The organism is Streptomyces sp. RKND-216 (genome assembly GCF_004795255.1).
Taxonomy (GTDB): Bacteria; Actinomycetota; Actinomycetes; order Streptomycetales; family Streptomycetaceae; genus Streptomyces; species Streptomyces hazeniae.
Genome location: NZ_SSBQ01000002.1, coordinates 561656 through 577857, shown reverse-complemented (window position 1 = coordinate 577857; position 16202 = coordinate 561656). Strand labels below are relative to the sequence as shown.

General features: G+C 73.3%; 16 protein-coding genes. 10 read left to right on the top strand and 6 right to left on the bottom strand.

Features of this window, described 5'->3' with window-relative positions; translation table 11 throughout:
- Positions 1-32: 32 nt before the first annotated feature.
- Both aceB and E4198_RS02840 read right to left on the bottom strand, forming a co-directional pair.
- Positions 33-1646, bottom strand: coding sequence for a malate synthase A (gene aceB, locus E4198_RS02845; RefSeq protein ID WP_136181733.1), 1614 nt, complete (start codon positions 1644-1646; stop codon positions 33-35).
- A 153-nt stretch (positions 1647-1799) separates the two neighbouring features.
- Positions 1800-2426, bottom strand: coding sequence for a nucleotidyltransferase family protein (locus E4198_RS02840; RefSeq protein ID WP_136181732.1), 627 nt, complete (start codon positions 2424-2426; stop codon positions 1800-1802).
- A gap of 187 nt (positions 2427-2613) precedes the next feature.
- Between E4198_RS02840 and E4198_RS02835 the strand changes: the two genes are divergently transcribed.
- A complete protein-coding gene (locus tag E4198_RS02835; protein WP_247597523.1) occupies positions 2614-2931 on the top strand; it encodes a DUF5955 family protein in 318 nt (105 codons plus the stop codon).
- Between the two features lie 164 nt (positions 2932-3095).
- Here the strand turns inward: E4198_RS02835 and E4198_RS02830 are convergent, their stop codons facing one another.
- A complete protein-coding gene (locus tag E4198_RS02830; protein ID WP_136181731.1) occupies positions 3096-3899 on the bottom strand; it encodes an IclR family transcriptional regulator in 804 nt (267 codons plus the stop codon).
- 312 nt (positions 3900-4211) lie between these two features.
- Here E4198_RS02830 and allB point away from each other — a divergent pair, with 312 nt between their 5' ends.
- The 4 genes from allB (at position 4212) to E4198_RS02810 (ending at position 9239) form a co-directional block, all read left to right on the top strand.
- Positions 4212-5567, top strand: coding sequence for an allantoinase AllB (allB, locus tag E4198_RS02825; protein WP_136181730.1), 1356 nt, complete (start codon positions 4212-4214; stop codon positions 5565-5567).
- A gap of 20 nt (positions 5568-5587) precedes the next feature.
- Positions 5588-6715, top strand: a complete 1128-nt coding sequence (gene alc / locus E4198_RS02820; RefSeq protein WP_136181729.1) for an allantoicase — start codon at positions 5588-5590, stop codon at positions 6713-6715.
- Between the two features lie 150 nt (positions 6716-6865).
- Positions 6866-7810: a sugar kinase gene (locus E4198_RS02815; protein WP_247597522.1), complete on the top strand. Its 945-nt coding sequence runs from the start codon at positions 6866-6868 to the stop codon at positions 7808-7810.
- A 94-nt stretch (positions 7811-7904) separates the two neighbouring features.
- Complete coding sequence (locus E4198_RS02810; RefSeq protein ID WP_136181728.1) at positions 7905-9239, top strand: cytochrome P450; 1335 nt, start codon at positions 7905-7907, stop codon at positions 9237-9239.
- An 82-nt stretch (positions 9240-9321) separates the two neighbouring features.
- On the opposite strand, the gene E4198_RS02805 is transcribed toward E4198_RS02810, so the two are convergent.
- From E4198_RS02805 to E4198_RS02795, 3 genes are all read right to left on the bottom strand, one after another.
- A complete protein-coding gene (locus E4198_RS02805; protein ID WP_136181727.1) occupies positions 9322-10143 on the bottom strand; it encodes an SAM-dependent methyltransferase in 822 nt (273 codons plus the stop codon).
- A 14-nt stretch (positions 10144-10157) separates the two neighbouring features.
- Positions 10158-10379, bottom strand: a complete 222-nt coding sequence (locus E4198_RS02800; RefSeq protein ID WP_027762071.1) for a DUF397 domain-containing protein — start codon at positions 10377-10379, stop codon at positions 10158-10160.
- A 112-nt stretch (positions 10380-10491) separates the two neighbouring features.
- A complete protein-coding gene (locus tag E4198_RS02795) occupies positions 10492-11349 on the bottom strand; it encodes a helix-turn-helix transcriptional regulator (RefSeq protein WP_136181725.1) in 858 nt (285 codons plus the stop codon).
- 257 nt (positions 11350-11606) lie between these two features.
- Here E4198_RS02795 and E4198_RS02790 point away from each other — a divergent pair, with 257 nt between their 5' ends.
- The 5 genes from E4198_RS02790 to E4198_RS02770 all read left to right on the top strand — a co-directional run bounded on the left by E4198_RS02790 (position 11607) and on the right by E4198_RS02770 (position 16007).
- Positions 11607-12059, top strand: coding sequence for an ATP-binding protein (locus E4198_RS02790; protein ID WP_168711355.1), 453 nt, complete (start codon positions 11607-11609; stop codon positions 12057-12059).
- Positions 12060-12098: 39 nt separating this feature from the next.
- A complete protein-coding gene (locus E4198_RS02785) occupies positions 12099-12890 on the top strand; it encodes a methyltransferase domain-containing protein (protein ID WP_136181723.1) in 792 nt (263 codons plus the stop codon).
- Positions 12891-13199: 309 nt separating this feature from the next.
- Complete coding sequence (locus E4198_RS02780) at positions 13200-14171, top strand: sugar ABC transporter substrate-binding protein (RefSeq protein WP_136185153.1); 972 nt, start codon at positions 13200-13202, stop codon at positions 14169-14171.
- Between the two features lie 77 nt (positions 14172-14248).
- The gene (locus E4198_RS02775; protein WP_136185152.1) at positions 14249-15220 is read left to right on the top strand and encodes an ABC transporter permease; all 972 of its coding nucleotides are present in this window, start codon (positions 14249-14251) and stop codon (positions 15218-15220) included.
- 1 nt (position 15221) lies between these two features.
- A complete protein-coding gene (locus E4198_RS02770) occupies positions 15222-16007 on the top strand; it encodes an ATP-binding cassette domain-containing protein (protein ID WP_136181722.1) in 786 nt (261 codons plus the stop codon).
- Positions 16008-16202 lie beyond the last annotated feature (195 nt).

Sequence of the window (16202 nt, the reverse complement as noted above, 5' to 3'; positions counted from 1 at the left end):
CCGCGTCCCCGCCGGGGCCCGGGGGGAAGCCGTCAGTCCAGCAGCTCGTAGGCCGGGAGGGTGAGGAAGGCGGTGTAGTCCTCGTCCAGGGAGACCCGGAGCAGCAGGTCGTGGGCCTGCTGCCAGCGTCCGGCGGCGAATGCCTCCTCGCCGGCTTCGTCCCGGATCGCGGCCAGGTCCTCCGCGGCGATCTCGCGCACCAGCTCCGGGGTGACCCGCTCGCCGGTGTCGAGCACCACGCCCGCGTTCACCCACTGCCAGATCTGCGAGCGTGAGATCTCGGCCGTGGCGGCGTCCTCCATCAGCCCGAAGATCGCCACCGCTCCCAGCCCGCGCAGCCACGCCTCGATGTAGCGGGTGCCGACCTGTACTGCGTTGCGCAGGCCCTCGCGGGTCGGACGGGCTTCGAGGGAGTCGACGGCGAGGAGGTCGGCGGCCTTCACGTCGACGTCCTCGCGCAACCGGTCCTTCTGGTGCGGACGGTCGCCGAGGACCGCGTCGAACGAGGTCTGCGCGACCGGCACCAGGTCCGGGTGGGCGACCCAGGAGCCGTCGAAGCCGTCGCCCGCCTCGCGGTCCTTGTCGCTGCGGACCTTCTCCAGGGCCTTCTCGTTCGCCTCCGGGTCGCGGCGGTTCGGGATGAACGCGGCCATGCCCCCGATGGCGTGCGCGCCCCGCTTGTGGCAGGTGCGCACGAGCAGCTCGGTGTAGGCCCGCATGAAGGGTGCGGTCATCGTCACCGCGTTCCGGTCGGGGAGGACGAACCGCTCGCCGCCGTCGCGGAAGTTCTTCACGAGGGAGAACAGGTAGTCCCAGCGGCCCGCGTTGAGCCCCGAGGCGTGGTCGCGCAGCTCGTAGAGGATCTCGTCCATCTCGTACGCGGCGGTGATCGTCTCGATGAGCACCGTGGCCCGGACGGTTCCGTGCGGGATGCCGCACCAGTCCTGGGCGAAGACGAAGACCTCGTTCCACAGGCGGGCCTCGAGGTGCGACTCGGTCTTGGGCAGGTAGAAGTACGGGCCCTTGCCGAGGTCGAGCAGCCGCTGGGCGTTGCGCAGGAAGTACAGGCCGAAGTCGACCAGGGCGCCCGGTACGGGCCGTCCCTCGACGGTGAGGTGCCGTTCGTCGAGGTGCCAGCCCCGCGGCCGCATCACCACGGTCGCCAGCTCCTCCGCCGGGCGCAGCGCGTACGCCTTCCCGCGCTCGTCGGTGAAGTCGATGCGGCGCTCGTACGCGTCGGTCAGGTTGAGCTGCCCGCCGATGACGTTCTCCCAGGTGGGGGCGGAGGCGTCCTCGAAGTCGGCCAGCCAGACCCGGGCTCCCGAGTTGAGCGCGTTGACCGTCATCCTGCGGTCGGTCGGACCGGTGATCTCCACCCGCCGGTCCTGCAGAGCCGCCGGGCAGTCGGCGACCCGCCAGTCGCCCTCGCGGACGTGGGCGGTCTCCGGTAGGAAGTCCAGCGTCGTGGTGCGGGCGATCTCCGCCCGCCGTTCTTCGCGTGCGGCCAGCAGTGCGTCCCTGCGCGGGGTGAACCGGCGGTGCAGCTCGGCCACGAAGGCGAGCGCCTCGTCCGTCAGGACCTCCTCCTGACGTGCGACGTGCTCGGCGTCGACGCGGGCCGGCTGGGACGGCGCTGGTGCGGACATGCTGGTCACTCCTTGCGGATGGTGCGTGCTCTGTCGTGGCGGAGGAGCGCCCGGCGGAGCGGACGCTTCTGATCAGTGGAGGCTAGTTTCCTTATCGTGGAACTTCAATGGTTTGTTGATGTCGAGATACTTCTCACTGCCGCCGCCCGCAGGTCAGGGCGAGAGCCGGGAAAGGTCCTCCGGGGTGTCGATGTCGGCCGGGTCCGCGACGTCGCCGCACTCCACGAGACGCAGTTCCTCCTCGTGCCGCGTCAGGTACCCCCGTGCGCCCCGGTCACCCGAGGCCGCTGCCGCGACCCCGGCCCAGTGGTCTGCGCCCAGCAGCACCGGATGGCCGCGCCGCCCGCCGTACGCGGCGGCGGCGAGCGTGGCGGGGGAGCGGTACGCCGCGCGGACCCGGGCCACCGCCTGGGGCCCGACGCCCGGCTGGTCCACCAGGAACACCAGGGCCGCGGCGGCGCCCGAACCCGTCAGTGCGTCGAGACCGGTGCGCAGCGAGGTGCCCATGCCGGCCTCCCACTCCGGGTTCTCCAGTAGTACGCATCCGGACAGGTCCGCGGTCCCCCGCACGTCGTCCGCTGCTGCGCCGAGCACCACGCGCACGTCCGGTGTGCAGCCGCCGTCCCGCAGCGTGCGGACCGCGTGTTCGACGAGGGGGCGGCCGTGGTGCGAGAGGAGTGCCTTGGGGTGCCCACCCAGGCGGCGTCCGCCCCCGGCTGCGAGCAGCAGGGCGGCGATCTTCCTGTCTTGGTCGATGGCCTGGTCGGTGCGGTCGTTCATCGGGTCCATGGTGCTCCCGGCTTTCCCCGTCTGGTGACTGTGTGCGGTGAGCCGATAACATTACCGGCCTGATTTTCGCCCTCCGTGTAGCGCGCTGTGCGGAGAGTGGCGTTTACTGTGCGAACCTTTCGGGCCCGACCGGGTGAGAAGGGGACAGACGGGGCTGCCCGTGGGGGAGAGGAGCATCGTGCGAAGTGAGACCGTGACGCAGTCGGCGCCCGCAGCCGCGGGTGCGCTCCGTGCGGCCGTGGACCGCGTGAGCCGGGAGCTCGCCGCCCACCCCGCCCGGCTTTCCGACCGGGGGGCCGCCGAGGAGGAACTCGGCCGCCTCCGCGTCCTGGCGGCCGGTGAGCCGCCCGACGTCGCCCGCTTGCGCGGTTCGCTGCTCCTCGTCGCCGCCGCCCTCGGCTCGGTCAGCGCCCTCGCCGCCGCGCTGGAGGAACTCCGTCGGGCCGTCGATGCCTTCGGCTCCGGCACCCGTCCCCCTCGCTCCGGCGCCGGGTAGTCAGGCGACCGTCTGCCCCGGGCCGCCCCGGGGAGGTGCAGCCCGTCCGCCGCGCCCGCGGGGGCGGATGAGGGCGGCGGGGGCGCCCTCCCGCGCGCCGCGGACGGCGCGCGGCTGCCGGTCCGGCCCGGCGAACGCGCCGCCCGGAGGCCTGGTGGGCCGGGCTAGCCGCCGTTCGTCGTGGTGGCCAGTGCGGTGGACAGGTCCCGGGCCACCTCCCGGAGCAGGGGTACGAAGGTGTCCGTCGCCGCCTCCGTCACCCGGCCCGCGGGCCCGGAGATGGAGATCGCCGCGGGCGTCGGTGCGTCCGGGACTGTCACCGCGATGCACCGCACCCCGATCTCCTGCTCGTTGTCGTCCGTGGCGTACCCGCACTCCCGCACGTCGACCAGCGCCTCGAGGAACGCCTCGGGTGTGGTGAGGGTCTTCTCGGTGGCGGCCGGCATGCCGGTGCGGGCGAGCAGTGCCCGCACCTCCTCCGGTGGTGCGTCGGCCAGCAGCGCCTTGCCGACGCCGGTGGAGTGCGGCAGCACGCGCCGCCCGACCTCGGTGAACATCCGCATCGAGTGCCGGGAGGGCACCTGGGCGACGTAGACGACCTCGTCGCCGTCCAGCAGTGCCATGTTCGCCGTCTCTCCGGTCTCCTCGACGAGGCGGGCCAGGTGGGGGCGTGCCCAGGTGCCCAGCAGCCGGGAGGCGCTCTCGCCGAGTCGTATCAGCCGGGGCCCGAGCGCGTACCGGCGGTTGGGCTGCTGCCGCACGTAGCCGCAGGCGACGAGGGTGCGCATCAACCTGTGGATCGTCGGGAGCGGCAGACCGCTGCTGCCGGACAGTTCGCTCAGCCCGACCTCGCCGCCGGCGTCGGCCATCCGCTCCAGCAGGTCGAAGGCGCGCTCCAGGGACTGCACCCCGCCACTCGAGGCGGGGGCGGACGGGTTGGCGGGTTTGCGCTCGGCGGACGACGGCACGTCGCGTTCCTTTCCTGCGGTGTGTGGCGCATGCTACCGGCCCCGCCCCGGCGGGCACCGCCCCGTGGGGCCCGTTGTCGCCGGTCACGAGGGCTGGAGGCGGGTACGAAGAGGGTGTCCGGGCGCCGCCAGTGGCAGGACATCCATACCGGGATGCGGCAACGGTCTTCCATTTAGTGGAAACCTCCAGGAGTCCGCGCAGGCTTGACGTGTCGCCCTGCGGGCGGGAAGACTTCTCAACAGAACGTTGAAATTCCGCTTCGCGGAAGAACCGAATCTCCGCCCCGGCGGAGGCCCAGAGGAGGAACCGAGGTGGCCGACGTCCGGCTGGTGCTGCGTTCGACCCGTGTGATCACCCCGGAGGGCGCCCGGGCGGCGTCCGTGGCCGTCGGGCAGGACGGCCGGATCGACGCCGTTCTGCCCCACGACGCCCCGGTGCCCGACGGCGCGCGCCTCGTCGAACTGGGCGACGACGCCCTGCTGCCCGGCCTGGTGGACACCCACGTGCACGTCAACGACCCCGGCCGCAGCGCGTGGGAGGGCTTCTACACCGCCACCCGCGCCGCCGCCGCGGGCGGTGTCACCACGCTCCTGGACATGCCGCTCAACTCGCTGCCGCCGACCACCACCGTCGACCACCTGCGCATCAAGCAGGACGTCGCCCGCGAGAAGGCGCACATCGACACCGGCTTCTGGGGCGGCGCCGTGCCCGGCAACGTCGCCGCCCTGAAGCCGCTGCACGAGGCGGGCGTGTTCGGCTTCAAGTGCTTCCTGTCCCCCTCCGGCGTCGAGGAGTTCCCCGAGCTGGACCCGGAGCAGCTTCAGGCCGCGCTCACCGAGATCGCCTCCTTCGACGGCCTGCTCATCGTGCACGCCGAGGACCCCGGACGGCTCACCGCCGCCCCGCAGCGCGCCGGCGGCCGCTACGCCGACTTCCTCGCCTCCCGGCCCCGCGAGGCCGAGCACGACGCCATCGCCCTGCTCATCGACCTCGCGCGCCGCCTGGACGCCCGCGTCCACGTCCTGCACCTGTCCTCCGCCGACGCCCTCCCGATGATCGCGGACGCCCGCCGCGACGGCGTACGGCTGACCGTCGAGACCTGCCCGCACTTCCTCACCCTGACCGCGGAGGAGGTTCCCGACGGCGCAACCGAGTTCAAGTGCTGCCCGCCCATCCGGGAGCGCGCCAACCAGGACGCCCTCTGGCAGGGCCTCGCCGACGGCCTCCTCGACTGCGTGGTGTCCGACCACTCGCCCTGCACCACCGACCTCAAGACCCCCGACTTCGCCGACGCCTGGGGAGGCATCTCCTCCCTCCAGCTCGGCCTGCCCGCCGTGTGGACCGCCGCTCGGGAGCGCGGCCACTCCCTGGAGGACGTCGTGCGGTGGATGTCCGCCGGGCCCGCACGGCTCGCCGGCCTCGCTCACAAAGGCGCCGTCGCCCCCGGCCACGACGCCGACTTCGCCGTCCTCGCCCCCGAGGAGACGTTCACCGTCGACCCCGCCGCGCTGCACCACCGCAACCAGGTCACTGCCTACGCCGGACGCACCCTGCACGGCGTGGTCCGGTCCAGCTGGCTGCGCGGCGAACAGATCACCGACCACTCCCGGCCCCTGGACAGGACCGGGCGGCTCATCGCCCGTCCGACCGCCCACCGGGCCGGCTGACCGCAAAAGGAAGGCAGCACATGAGCGCGGCGACCCCCGCGATCCCCCGCCACACCGGCGACGCGAACCCGTACCCCGGCGGCGACCCGTACGCTGACTACCGCGACGCCGACCTGCCCTTCACCCACCTCGCCGACCTGGCCGACCGGCGGCTGGGCGCCGGCGTCGTCGCCGCCAACGACGAGTTCTTCGCCGAGCGGGAGAACCTCCTCACGCCGGAACCGGCCGAGTTCGACCCCGAGCGTTTCGGCCACAAGGGCAAGATCATGGACGGCTGGGAGACCCGCCGCCGCCGCGGCACCGGCGCGGACACCCCCCACCCGGAGGCGGACGACCACGACTGGGCCCTGGTCCGCCTCGGCGCCCCGGGCGTCATCCGCGGCGTCATCGTCGACACCGCCCACTTCCGCGGCAACTACCCGCGCGCCGTCTCCGTCCAGGCCGCGTCCGTCCCCGGGGCCCCGTCGCCCGCGGACCTCCTCGGTCCCGACGTGAAGTGGACCGAGATCGTGCCCCGCACCGAGATCGGCGGCCACGCCGCGAACGGCTTCGAGGTCACCGCCGAACAGCGCTTCACCCACGTGCGCCTGGTGCAGCACCCCGACGGCGGCGTCGCCCGGCTGCGGGTGCACGGCGAGGTCGTCCCCGACCCGGCGTGGCTCGCGGCGCTCGGCACCTTCGACGTCGTCGCGCAGGAGAACGGCGGCGCCGTCGAGGACGCCTCCGACCGCTTCTACTCCCCGCCCGCCCACACCATCCAGCCCGGCCGCAGCCGGAAGATGGACGACGGCTGGGAGACGCGCCGCCGTCGCGACCGGGGCAACGACTGGATCCGCTACGCGCTGACCGAGCAGGCCGTGATCCGCGCCGTCGAGATCGACACCGGCTACCTCAAGGGCAACGCCGCCGGCTGGGCCGCGCTCGTCGGCCGTGACGGCGAGGACGGCGCGTGGCGCGAGCTGCTGCCCCGTACCCGGCTCCAGCCCGACAGCGTGCACCGCTTCCTGCTCGACGACGCCCCCGCCGTGACGCACGTGCGGCTGGACATCTTTCCCGACGGCGGCATCGCGCGGCTCCGGCTGCACGGTTCCCTCACCGAAGAGGGCGCGGGGCGCCTGGGCCGGCGCCACCGTGAACTCGGCGGCTGACGGCCGCCGTTCGCATCCGGGGCCGGTGCCCGCCGCCGACGGCGGGCACCGGCCCCGGAGTGAGAGGGGAAGAGGACGCCCTGGGGTGACCCGCCCGCACCGGGTAACCTCGCCCGGACAGGACAGCAGGCGGACAGGCGGGAGAGCGGCGTGGCGACCGGACCGGAGGCCGTGACATGCGGTGAGGCGATGCTGCTCATGCTCGCCGAGCCGGGCGTACCCCTCGACCGCGCGGTGCACTTCCGCCGTTCCGTCGCCGGAGCGGAGTCCACCGTCGCCGCGGCGCTGGCCCGCCTCGGCCACCCCACCCGCTGGCTGGGGCGGGTCGGCGCCGACCCGGCCGGCGAGGCGGTGCTGCGTGAGATGCGCGCCGACGGCGTGGACGTCTCCTGGGCCGTCGCCGACCCGGACGCGCCCACCGGGCTGCTGCTCAGAGACAGCCACCCGCAGCGCCCCCTGGACGCCGTCTCCTATCGCGCCGGCTCCGCTGGCTCCCGGCTCACCGCCCAGGACCTCCCGCCCGAGGCCATCGTCGGCGCACGGCTGGTGCACGTCTCCGGCGTCACGCCCATGCTCGCGCCGGGCGCCGCGCAGGCGGTGCACCGGCTGGTCGAGCTCGCCCGCCAGTCCGGCGCCGCCGTCAGCTTCGACCCGAGCGTGCAGCACACCCTGGGCACCGACCACGACTGGATGCGGATCGCCGGTCCGCTGCTGCGCGAGGCCGACCTCGTCGTCGCCGGCGAGGACGAGCTGGAGATGCTGCTCGGAGGCGGCGCCGAGCAGGTCGCCAAGGCCCTGCTGGAGCTGGGCCGCGCGCGGACCGTCGTCGTCAAGCGGCAGGACCACTCGACCCTCGCCGTCACGCGGGACGGGCAGTGGACGCACGAGCCGTTCGGCGTCCAGGTGACCGACCCCTCGGGCGCGGGGGAGGCCTTCACCGCCGGCTGGCTCTCGGCCTGGCTGCGCGAGCTGGACCCGGAACGCGCCCTGGCGGAGGCCGCGTGCGTCGCTGCCCTCGCCGTGCAGGCCCCCGGTGACACTGACGGCCTCCCCACCCGGACCGCCCTCGCCCGGGCACTCTCCCTCTACGGCTGACCGGGCGCGGAGGTGTGGCCGAAATGCGCCTCTCGCACCGGTGCGTCCCGGCGGCCTAGCATCGGTCCAGGGGGCCCGGAACGCGAGGGGGAGCATGACGACGCACGCGCACGACACCGCTCACGGCGGAGACCATGGGGACCACGGGGAGCACGCGGACGGGGAAGAGCACGGCGGCCGGCGACACCGGGAGCGCCTGGTCGACCTGGGCGCGCTGGGCGAGGAGTTCGCCCGGAACCCGTACCCGGTGTACGCGCAGCTCCGCGCGCAGGGGCCGGTGCACCGGGTGCGCACACCGGAGGGGTTCGAGGCCTGGCTGGTGGTCGGCTACGACGCCGCCCGCGCCACGCTCAACGACCCGCGGCTGTCGAAGGAGTGGGACAGGGCGTCGCCGCGTCTGGGTATGCGGTCCGTGGCATCCGGCAGGCACATGCTCGCCTCCGACCCGCCCGACCACACCCGGCTGCGCAAGCTGGTGGCGCGGGAGTTCACCTCGCGTCGCGTCGAGGCGCTCGCACCCCGCGTGCGGGAGATGACCGACGCGCTACTGGACGCCCTTCTCGCGGCACCGGACGGACGCGGCGACCTGGTGGAGGCGCTGTCGTTCCCGCTGCCCATCGGCGTCATCTGTGAACTGCTGGGCGTGCCCGGCCTGGAGCGGGAGCCGTTCCGCCGCTGGTCGAACACGGTGGTCGGCGTCGCCTCGGACGCGGAGACGCGGGCCGCGGTCGACGCGCTGACCGACTACCTGCAGGCGCTCATCGCCCGCAAACGCGACGAACCCGGAACCGACCTGCTCAGCGGCCTGATCCGCACCACGGACGAGGACGGCGACCGGCTCGCCCCCGACGAACTGCTGGGCATGACCTGGCTGCTGCTCGTCGCGGGGCACGAGACCACGGTCAACCTGATCTCCAACGGCGTGCTCGCCCTGCTCCGCCACCCGGACCAGCTCGCGGCGCTCCGCGCCGACCCGGCGCTCATCGACGCCGCCGTCGAGGAGATGCTGCGCTACGACGGACCGGTGGAGACGCCGACGTACCGCTTCACCGTGGAGCCGGTGGAGATCGGCGGGGTGACGATCCCCGGCGGCGGCGAGGTGGTGCTGCCTGTGCTCGCCGACGGCGACCGCGACCCGCAGCGGTTCCCCGAGCCGGACCGCTTCGACATCCGCCGCGGTGAGGCGCCGACACACGGCGGGGGAGCGGCCGGTACCCGGGGGCACCTGGCCTTCGGCCACGGCGTGCACTTCTGCCTGGGAGCACCCCTCGCCCGGCTGGAGGCGCGCGTCGCCATCGGGCGCCTGCTGGAACGTGCACCCCACCTCGCCCTGGACGCGGACCCGGACACGCTGCCGTGGCGCACGGGCATGCTGATGCGCGGGCCCGTACGGCTGCCCGTACGCTTCCGACCGCCCGGCGGCGCCTGACTGCGGCCGGACCGGTCGCCTCGGCCCCGGCCGCACCGGCCGCCCCGCTGTGGGGGCCGGTGCGTTCCGGGGGCGGCGCCCGTCACGGCTTGCGCGCCACTCCCGCGTACAGGGACACCTCCGCGTCCGTGAGGTCGGCGACGGACTCGTCGCCGTCCGGGCGCCAGCGGTGCGGCACGACCACGCCGGGCTCCACCAGCTCCAGCCCGTCGAAGAAGCGGGACACCTCCGCGTGGCTGCGCGCCTGGCCGGTGATGTCGCTGCGCGAGGCCGCGAGCTGCGAGAGCCGCTCCCACGCCGGCGGGTCCAGCTCCGGCGTGCAGTGGGAGAGCATCAGATAGCTGCCGGACGGCAGCGCCCCCATCAGCTCGCGCACCAGGTCGTAGGGCTTGCCCTCGTCGGTGACGAAGTGCAGCAGCGCCATCATCGACAGGCCGACGGGCCGGGTGAGGTCCAGCGTCTCGCGCAACGCCGGCGTGGCAAGGATGCTCGCCGGGTCGGTGACGTCGGCGTGCACGTAGACCGTCCGGCCCTCCGGGCTGCTCTCCAGCAGCGCCTCGGAGTACGTCAGCACGATCGGGTCGTTGTCCGCGTATACCACCCGGCAGTCGGGGGCGACGGCCTGGGTGACCTGGTGCAGGTTCGGGGTGGTGGGGATGCCTGCGCCGACGTCGAGGAACTGCCGGATACCGGCCTCCTCGGCGAGCCAGCGCGCGGCCCGCCGCATGAACCAGCGGTTCACCTGCGCGCCGGTGCGGACGCCGGGCCACAGCGCCATGACGGCCTCGGCGGCCTCCGCGTCGGCCTCGTAGTGCGTCTTTCCCCCGAGCCAGTAGTCGTACATCCGGGCGGAGTGCGGGGCGGTGGTGTCGATGCGGTCGGCGGAGTAGCGGTTGCCGGTCATGGCGGCCTCTCGGGTCACGAAGTGGGCAGGAGGAAGTCGGCCTCGCCGTTCTTGGCTCCGGCGATGAAGCTCTCGATCTCGTGGGGGGAGTAGATGAGCGCCGGCCCGTCGGGATCGCTGGACTGCCGCAGGGCCACCCGGCCGTCCGACAGCTTCAGCGCCTCCACGCAGTTGCCGCCGTTGGGGCCGCTCCACGGCTTGCGCCAGCCGACGCTGCCCAGCTCCCGGGCGGGCATGCCGTTGTAGACGCGCGGGCCGTTGCGGACGTGCGCGCCGTCCTCCCTGCGGGGGCGGTATGTGCCCGGGGGGCGGTGTTCGGTGGGGGACAGATGTTCCATGGGGGGTGGTTCAGAGCTCCTTGCGCAGGTCACCGAGGATGCGTCCGGTGTCCGACAGGGGCGCGGCCTGTGCGCCCATCCGGTCCAGCGCCTCGAGGTAGGCCACGGTGTCGGCGCGTTCGTCGTGGTAGACGGCGCCGGTGAGGCTCTCGGTGTAGACGATGTCCGGGAGTTCGGGAATGTCGAAGCGGAAGAGCTGGAAAGGGCCGAACATGCCGGGATGCGGCCCGGCGGCGTACGGCAGGATCTGGAGGGAGACGTTCGGCGCGGCCGCCGCCTCGGCCAGCCGGTCGATCTGCGCGCGCATCACCGCGGCCCCGCCGACCGGGCGCCGCAGCACCGTCTCGTCGAGCACCGCCCACAGCCGGACGTCCTTCCGTCGGGCCAGCAGCGACTGCCGCGCCATGCGGAGCGCGACGCGCCGGTCCAGCTCCTCGTCGGGGGCGCCGGGGAAGCCGACGCGCAGCAGGGCCCGCGCGTAGTCCTCGGTCTGCAACAGCCCCGGAACACACTGGGGTTCGTAGGCGCGGATGACCGACGCCGACTCCTCCAGGCTCACGTACAGGCTGAACCAGCTCGGCAGCACGTCGCGGAACCGGTGCCACCAGCCGGGGTTGTTGGCCTCCTCGACGAGGGAGAGGAAGGCGAGACTCTCCGCGTGGCCGACGTTGTAGACCTGGAGCAGCTTCTCCACGTACACCGGTTTCAGGCCGACTTCGGCCTTCTCCATCCGGCGCACCGTGGTCGGGTTGACGCGCAGCGCCTCCGCGGCCTGGTCGAAGCTGACCCCGGCCTTCTCACGCAGGTCACGCAGCCGCAGACCCAGAACGATCTGCCCCACCGTGGGGGCCGAACGTGTCTCCGGCACGGCGGAACCCTCCCCTCGCCTCGACGGGCGGCCCGGCACACGGCGTCCCCCAACGCCTCAACCGCCCCTGCTGCCGGAAAGTGTGACACGGCGTCCGGGCAACGAACAGACTGCCCTCGCTATTCTGCAATTTGCAGAACGGGTCTTGCCATCCCAACTCCCCAGAATGGATAGTGAGAACCGACGGCCCGGCGCGGCAGCGCCGTGCGCGCCTCTGCGGACGGCGCGCGCCCCTGCGGACGGAAGGCGGAAGTGTCGTGCCCCCATCTCGTGGCACAGCGGTACTGACGCTCCCGGGTGACGCCGGACCGGGCTTCCTCGCCGCGGACTTCGAACTCGACGCGGAGGGCACCGCGGTCGCGGACGCCCGCCGCCGCGTCCGGCGCCAGCTGCGCCGCTGGGCCTTCCCCGCGGACGTCTGCGACACCGCCCAGCTCCTCGTCTCCGAACTCTTCACCAACGCCGTGCTGCACACGGACAGTTCGCGCGTGAGCTGCGTACTGCGCGCCGGGGGCAGCCGGCTGCGGGTGGAGGTGCGGGACGACGGCAGCGGCGCCTGCGATCCGCTGCCCTGCTGGGCGACCCCGGAGGACGAGCACGGCCGCGGGCTGCTCCTCGTCGACACCTTCGCCGAAGAGTGGGGCGTCGACCGCGCCGGCCCGGGGGCGGGCTGCGTGGTCTGGTTCGAACTCGGGCACCTCGCGACCTGAATCCGCCGGGCCCGGCGCCCCGGGCGATAGGTTCGGCCCATGGCCACCACGGCGGACACCTTCGACGGCGCACTGGAGAAGTGGCGGGACTGGCAGCGCAGCCCGTGGGGCCGGCTGCGCTACACCCTGGCCGCGCACAACCTCGCCCGCCACCTGCCCGTGCCGGGCGGTCAGCCGCTGCGCATCCTGGACCTGGCGGGCGCCGACGGCGGCGACGCCGTGCCGCTCGCCCGGGCCGGCCACCGCGTCACGATCGCCGACTACTCACCCGGCATGCTCGCCGCGGCCCGCGAGCGTGCCGCCGAGGCCGGCGTCGCCGAGCGGGTCACCACCGTCGAGACCGACGTCTTCGACCTCCCCGCGTCGCTGCGCGACGGCGGCTGGGACGCGGTCCTGTGCCACAACCTGCTGCAGTACATGACCGAGGCGGAACCCGCGCTGCGCGCGGCCACCGCCCCGCTGCGCCCCGGCGGGCTGCTGTCCCTGATGGCGATCAACCGCCACTCCGTGCCGCTCGCCCTCGCCGTCCGCGACCTCGATCCGGCCGCGGCGCTCGAGGCGCTGGACGAACGCCGCGGCCGGACGGTGACCTTCGAGGCCCCGGTCGTCCTGCACACAGCGGAAGAGGTCCGCGCGGTCCTGCGCACGCTGGGCCACCACGAGCCCGCCCACTACGGCATCCGTACGGTCGCCGACCACATCACCGACGATGACCGCAAGCGGGAGCCCGGCTTCTACGCCGGTCTGGAAGCCCTCGAACTGGCGCTCACCGACCGCGACCCCTACGTGCACACGGCCCGCCTCTTCCAGCTCGTGAGCCGCTCGGCCTGAGGGCCCGCGCCGCCCGAGGCCGCGACTCCCCGGAACCGGTGCCCCGGCACCGGTGTGCCGTTCGCTGCCGTGGCCGGTCCGAGCCCGGCCCGCCCGGACCATTGACGGGACGGTCGGCTGCCGCTGGAGTGTACGGGCGCAGGACCCGGTGTCCGCCCGCCGGGCACCGGTGGCCGATACTTGCCGGGAAGTCCGCCGGGCGCCCCCCACGGCCCGCGGACCAGGTCACAGGAGGTGGATCTACGCGTGTCCAGGGTGGAGCAGCGCCGCCGCAGGCGTGCCGGGTGGGCCCGGGTCGCCGGAGCGGCCATGGCGGCCGTCGTCGTCGCAGGACTCGCCGGGTGCAGCAGCACGGGCGGCAAGCAGGCGGAGGAACGGCGGGAGCAGGCCCTGGAGGGCGGCGGGTCCGCCGTGAACACGCCGCGTTGGAAGGTCGCCATGGTGACCCACTCCGGTGACGGCGACACCTTCTGGGACATCGTGCAGAACGGCGCCGAGATGGCCGCCCGCAAGGACAACATCGAGTTCCTCTACGCCCACGACAAGGACGCCGGCCGCCAGGCGCAGCTGGTGAAGTCCATGGTCGACAAGCGGGTGGACGGCCTGATCGTCACCCTCGCCAAACCGGAGGCGATGAAGGACGTCGTGCGCCGGGCCACGAAGGCCGGCATACCGGTGATCACCATCAACTCCGGGCAGGACCGGTACGAGGAGTTCGGCGCCCTCACCCACATCGGTCAGGACGAGGTCGTCGCCGGCGAGGCGGTCGGCGAGGAGCTGAACGCCCGCGGCCGTGAGCGGGCTCTGTGCGTGGTCCACGAGCAGGGCAATGTGGGACTCGACCAGCGCTGCACCGGCGTCGAGAACACCTTCGACGGCGAGATCGACCGGCTCTACGTGGAGGGCACCAACATGCCGTCGGTGGAGTCGTCGATCTCCGCCAAGCTCCAGTCGGACGAGAAGATCGACTCCGTCGTCGCGCTCGGGGCCCCGTTCGCCGCCACCGCCGCGAAGTCCATCGACCAGACCGGCAGCAAGGCCGAGGTCGCGACCTTCGACCTCAACGCCCAGGTCGTCGACGGCCTCAAGGACGGTACGATCCGCTTCGCCGTCGACCAGCAGCCCTACCTCCAGGGCTACGAGGCGGTCGACCTGATGTGGCTCCGGCTCTACAACGACGACGTGCTCGGCGGCGGCCGCCCGGTGCTCACCGGCCCGCAGATCGTCACCCCCGAGGACGTCCCCGAACTGGAGAAGTACACCAAGCGGGGTACCCGGTGACGGCTGCCCCGCTTCCCGTTCCGGACAAGACGGACGAGGACGCCCTGCTGCGGGCCCGCTCGCTGCCGCGCCGGCTGATGAGCCGCCCGGAGCTGGGCGCGGTGATGGGTGCGGTCGCCGTCTTCGTGTTCTTCGCCCTCGTCGCCGACAGCTTCCTGCGGGCGGCCAGCCTGTCCACCGTGCTGTACGCCTCGTCGACCATCGGGATCATGGCGGTGCCGGTCGCGCTGCTGATGATCGGCGGCGAGTTCGACCTCTCCGCGGGCGTCATGGTCGCCACCTCCGCGCTGGTGTCCTCGCAGTTCAGCTACCAGATGACGGCCAACGTCTGGGTCGGCGCCGGCGTCTCGCTGCTGGTCACCCTCGCGTTCGGCGCCTTCAACGGGCTGACGCTGACCCGCACCAAGCTGCCCAGCTTCATCATCACGCTCGGCACCTTCCTCATGCTCACCGGCCTCAACCTGGGCCTCACCAAGCTGATCAGCGGCACCGTCTCCACCCGGAGCATCGCCGACATGGAGGGCTTCGACTCCGCGCACGCCGTCTTCGCCTCCCAGCTCACCCTGTTCGGCGTGGACTTCCCGATCACCATCCTGTGGTGGTTCGCGCTGGTCGCCGTCGCCACCTGGATCCTGCTGCGCACCCGCGCCGGCAACTGGGTCTTCGCCGTCGGCGGCAACGCCCCCGCCGCCCGCGCGGTCGGCGTCCCCGTGTCCCGCACGAAGATCGGCCTGTACCTCGGCGTCGCCTTCGCCGCCTGGATCTCCGGACAGCACCTGCTCTTCAACTACGACGTCGTCCAGTCCTCCGAGGGCGTCGGCAACGAGCTGATCTACATCGCCGCCGCCGTCATCGGCGGCTGCCTGCTCACCGGCGGCTACGGCTCCGCGGTGGGCGCCGCCGTCGGCGCGTTCATCTTCGGCATGACCAGCAAGGGCATCGTCTACGCCCAGTGGGACCCGGACTGGTTCAAGTTCTTCCTGGGGGCGATGCTGCTGCTCGCCACCCTGCTCAACGCGTGGATCCGCAAACGGGCGGAGGCGAGCTGACATGACCACCGAGAACCAGCCCCTGATCGAGCTGCGGGCTGTCGACAAGGCGTACGGCAACGTGACCGCCCTGACCGGAGTGTCGCTCCAGGTCCGCGCGGGCGCGATCACCTGCGTGCTCGGCGACAACGGCGCCGGCAAGTCCACGCTGATCAAGATCGTCTCCGGGCTGCACGGCCACGACGCGGGCTCCCTGCTCGTGGACGGCGAGGAGACCCGGTTCGCCTCGCCCCGCGAGGCCCTGAACCGCGGCATCGCCACCGTCTACCAGGACCTCGCCGTCGTCCCGCTGATGCCCGTCTGGCGGAACTTCTTCCTCGGCTCCGAGCCCCGGCGCGGCCGTGGGCCCCTCGCCCGGCTGGACGTCGACGCCATGCGCCGCACCACCCGCGACGCGCTGGCCCGCATGGGCATCACGCTGCGCGACGTCGACCAGCCGATCGGCACCCTCTCCGGCGGCGAGCGGCAGTGCGTCGCCATCGCCCGGGCGGTGCACTTCGGCGCCCGCGTGCTCGTCCTCGACGAGCCCACCGCCGCGCTCGGCGTGAAGCAGTCCGGGATGGTGCTCAAGCACGTCGCCACCGCCCGCGACCAGGGCCTCGGCGTGGTCCTCATCACCCACAACCCGCATCACGCGTACCTGGTGGGGGACCGGTTCGTGCTGCTCAAGCGGGGTGAGATGGCCGGCAGCCACGCCCGGGACGCGATCAGCCTGGACGAGCTGACCCGCCAGATGGCGGGCGGCAGCGAACTGGAGCAGCTCAGCCACGAACTGGAGCGCTCGTGACACAATCGGTTCCCGCGGGCACCGTCCGCCCGGGATCCCGGCGCGCCCGCCGCGGGAGGCGCTGACCCGGGCGCCGGTCCGCCCAGCCCACAGACCACCGTGACCAGGCAGAGACGAGACGAGAAGGTGCGCGCAACCACGCCCCGCCCGGGCCGCAGCCGGCCCCGCACTCGCCCCCGCACCGCCCGCGGTCCG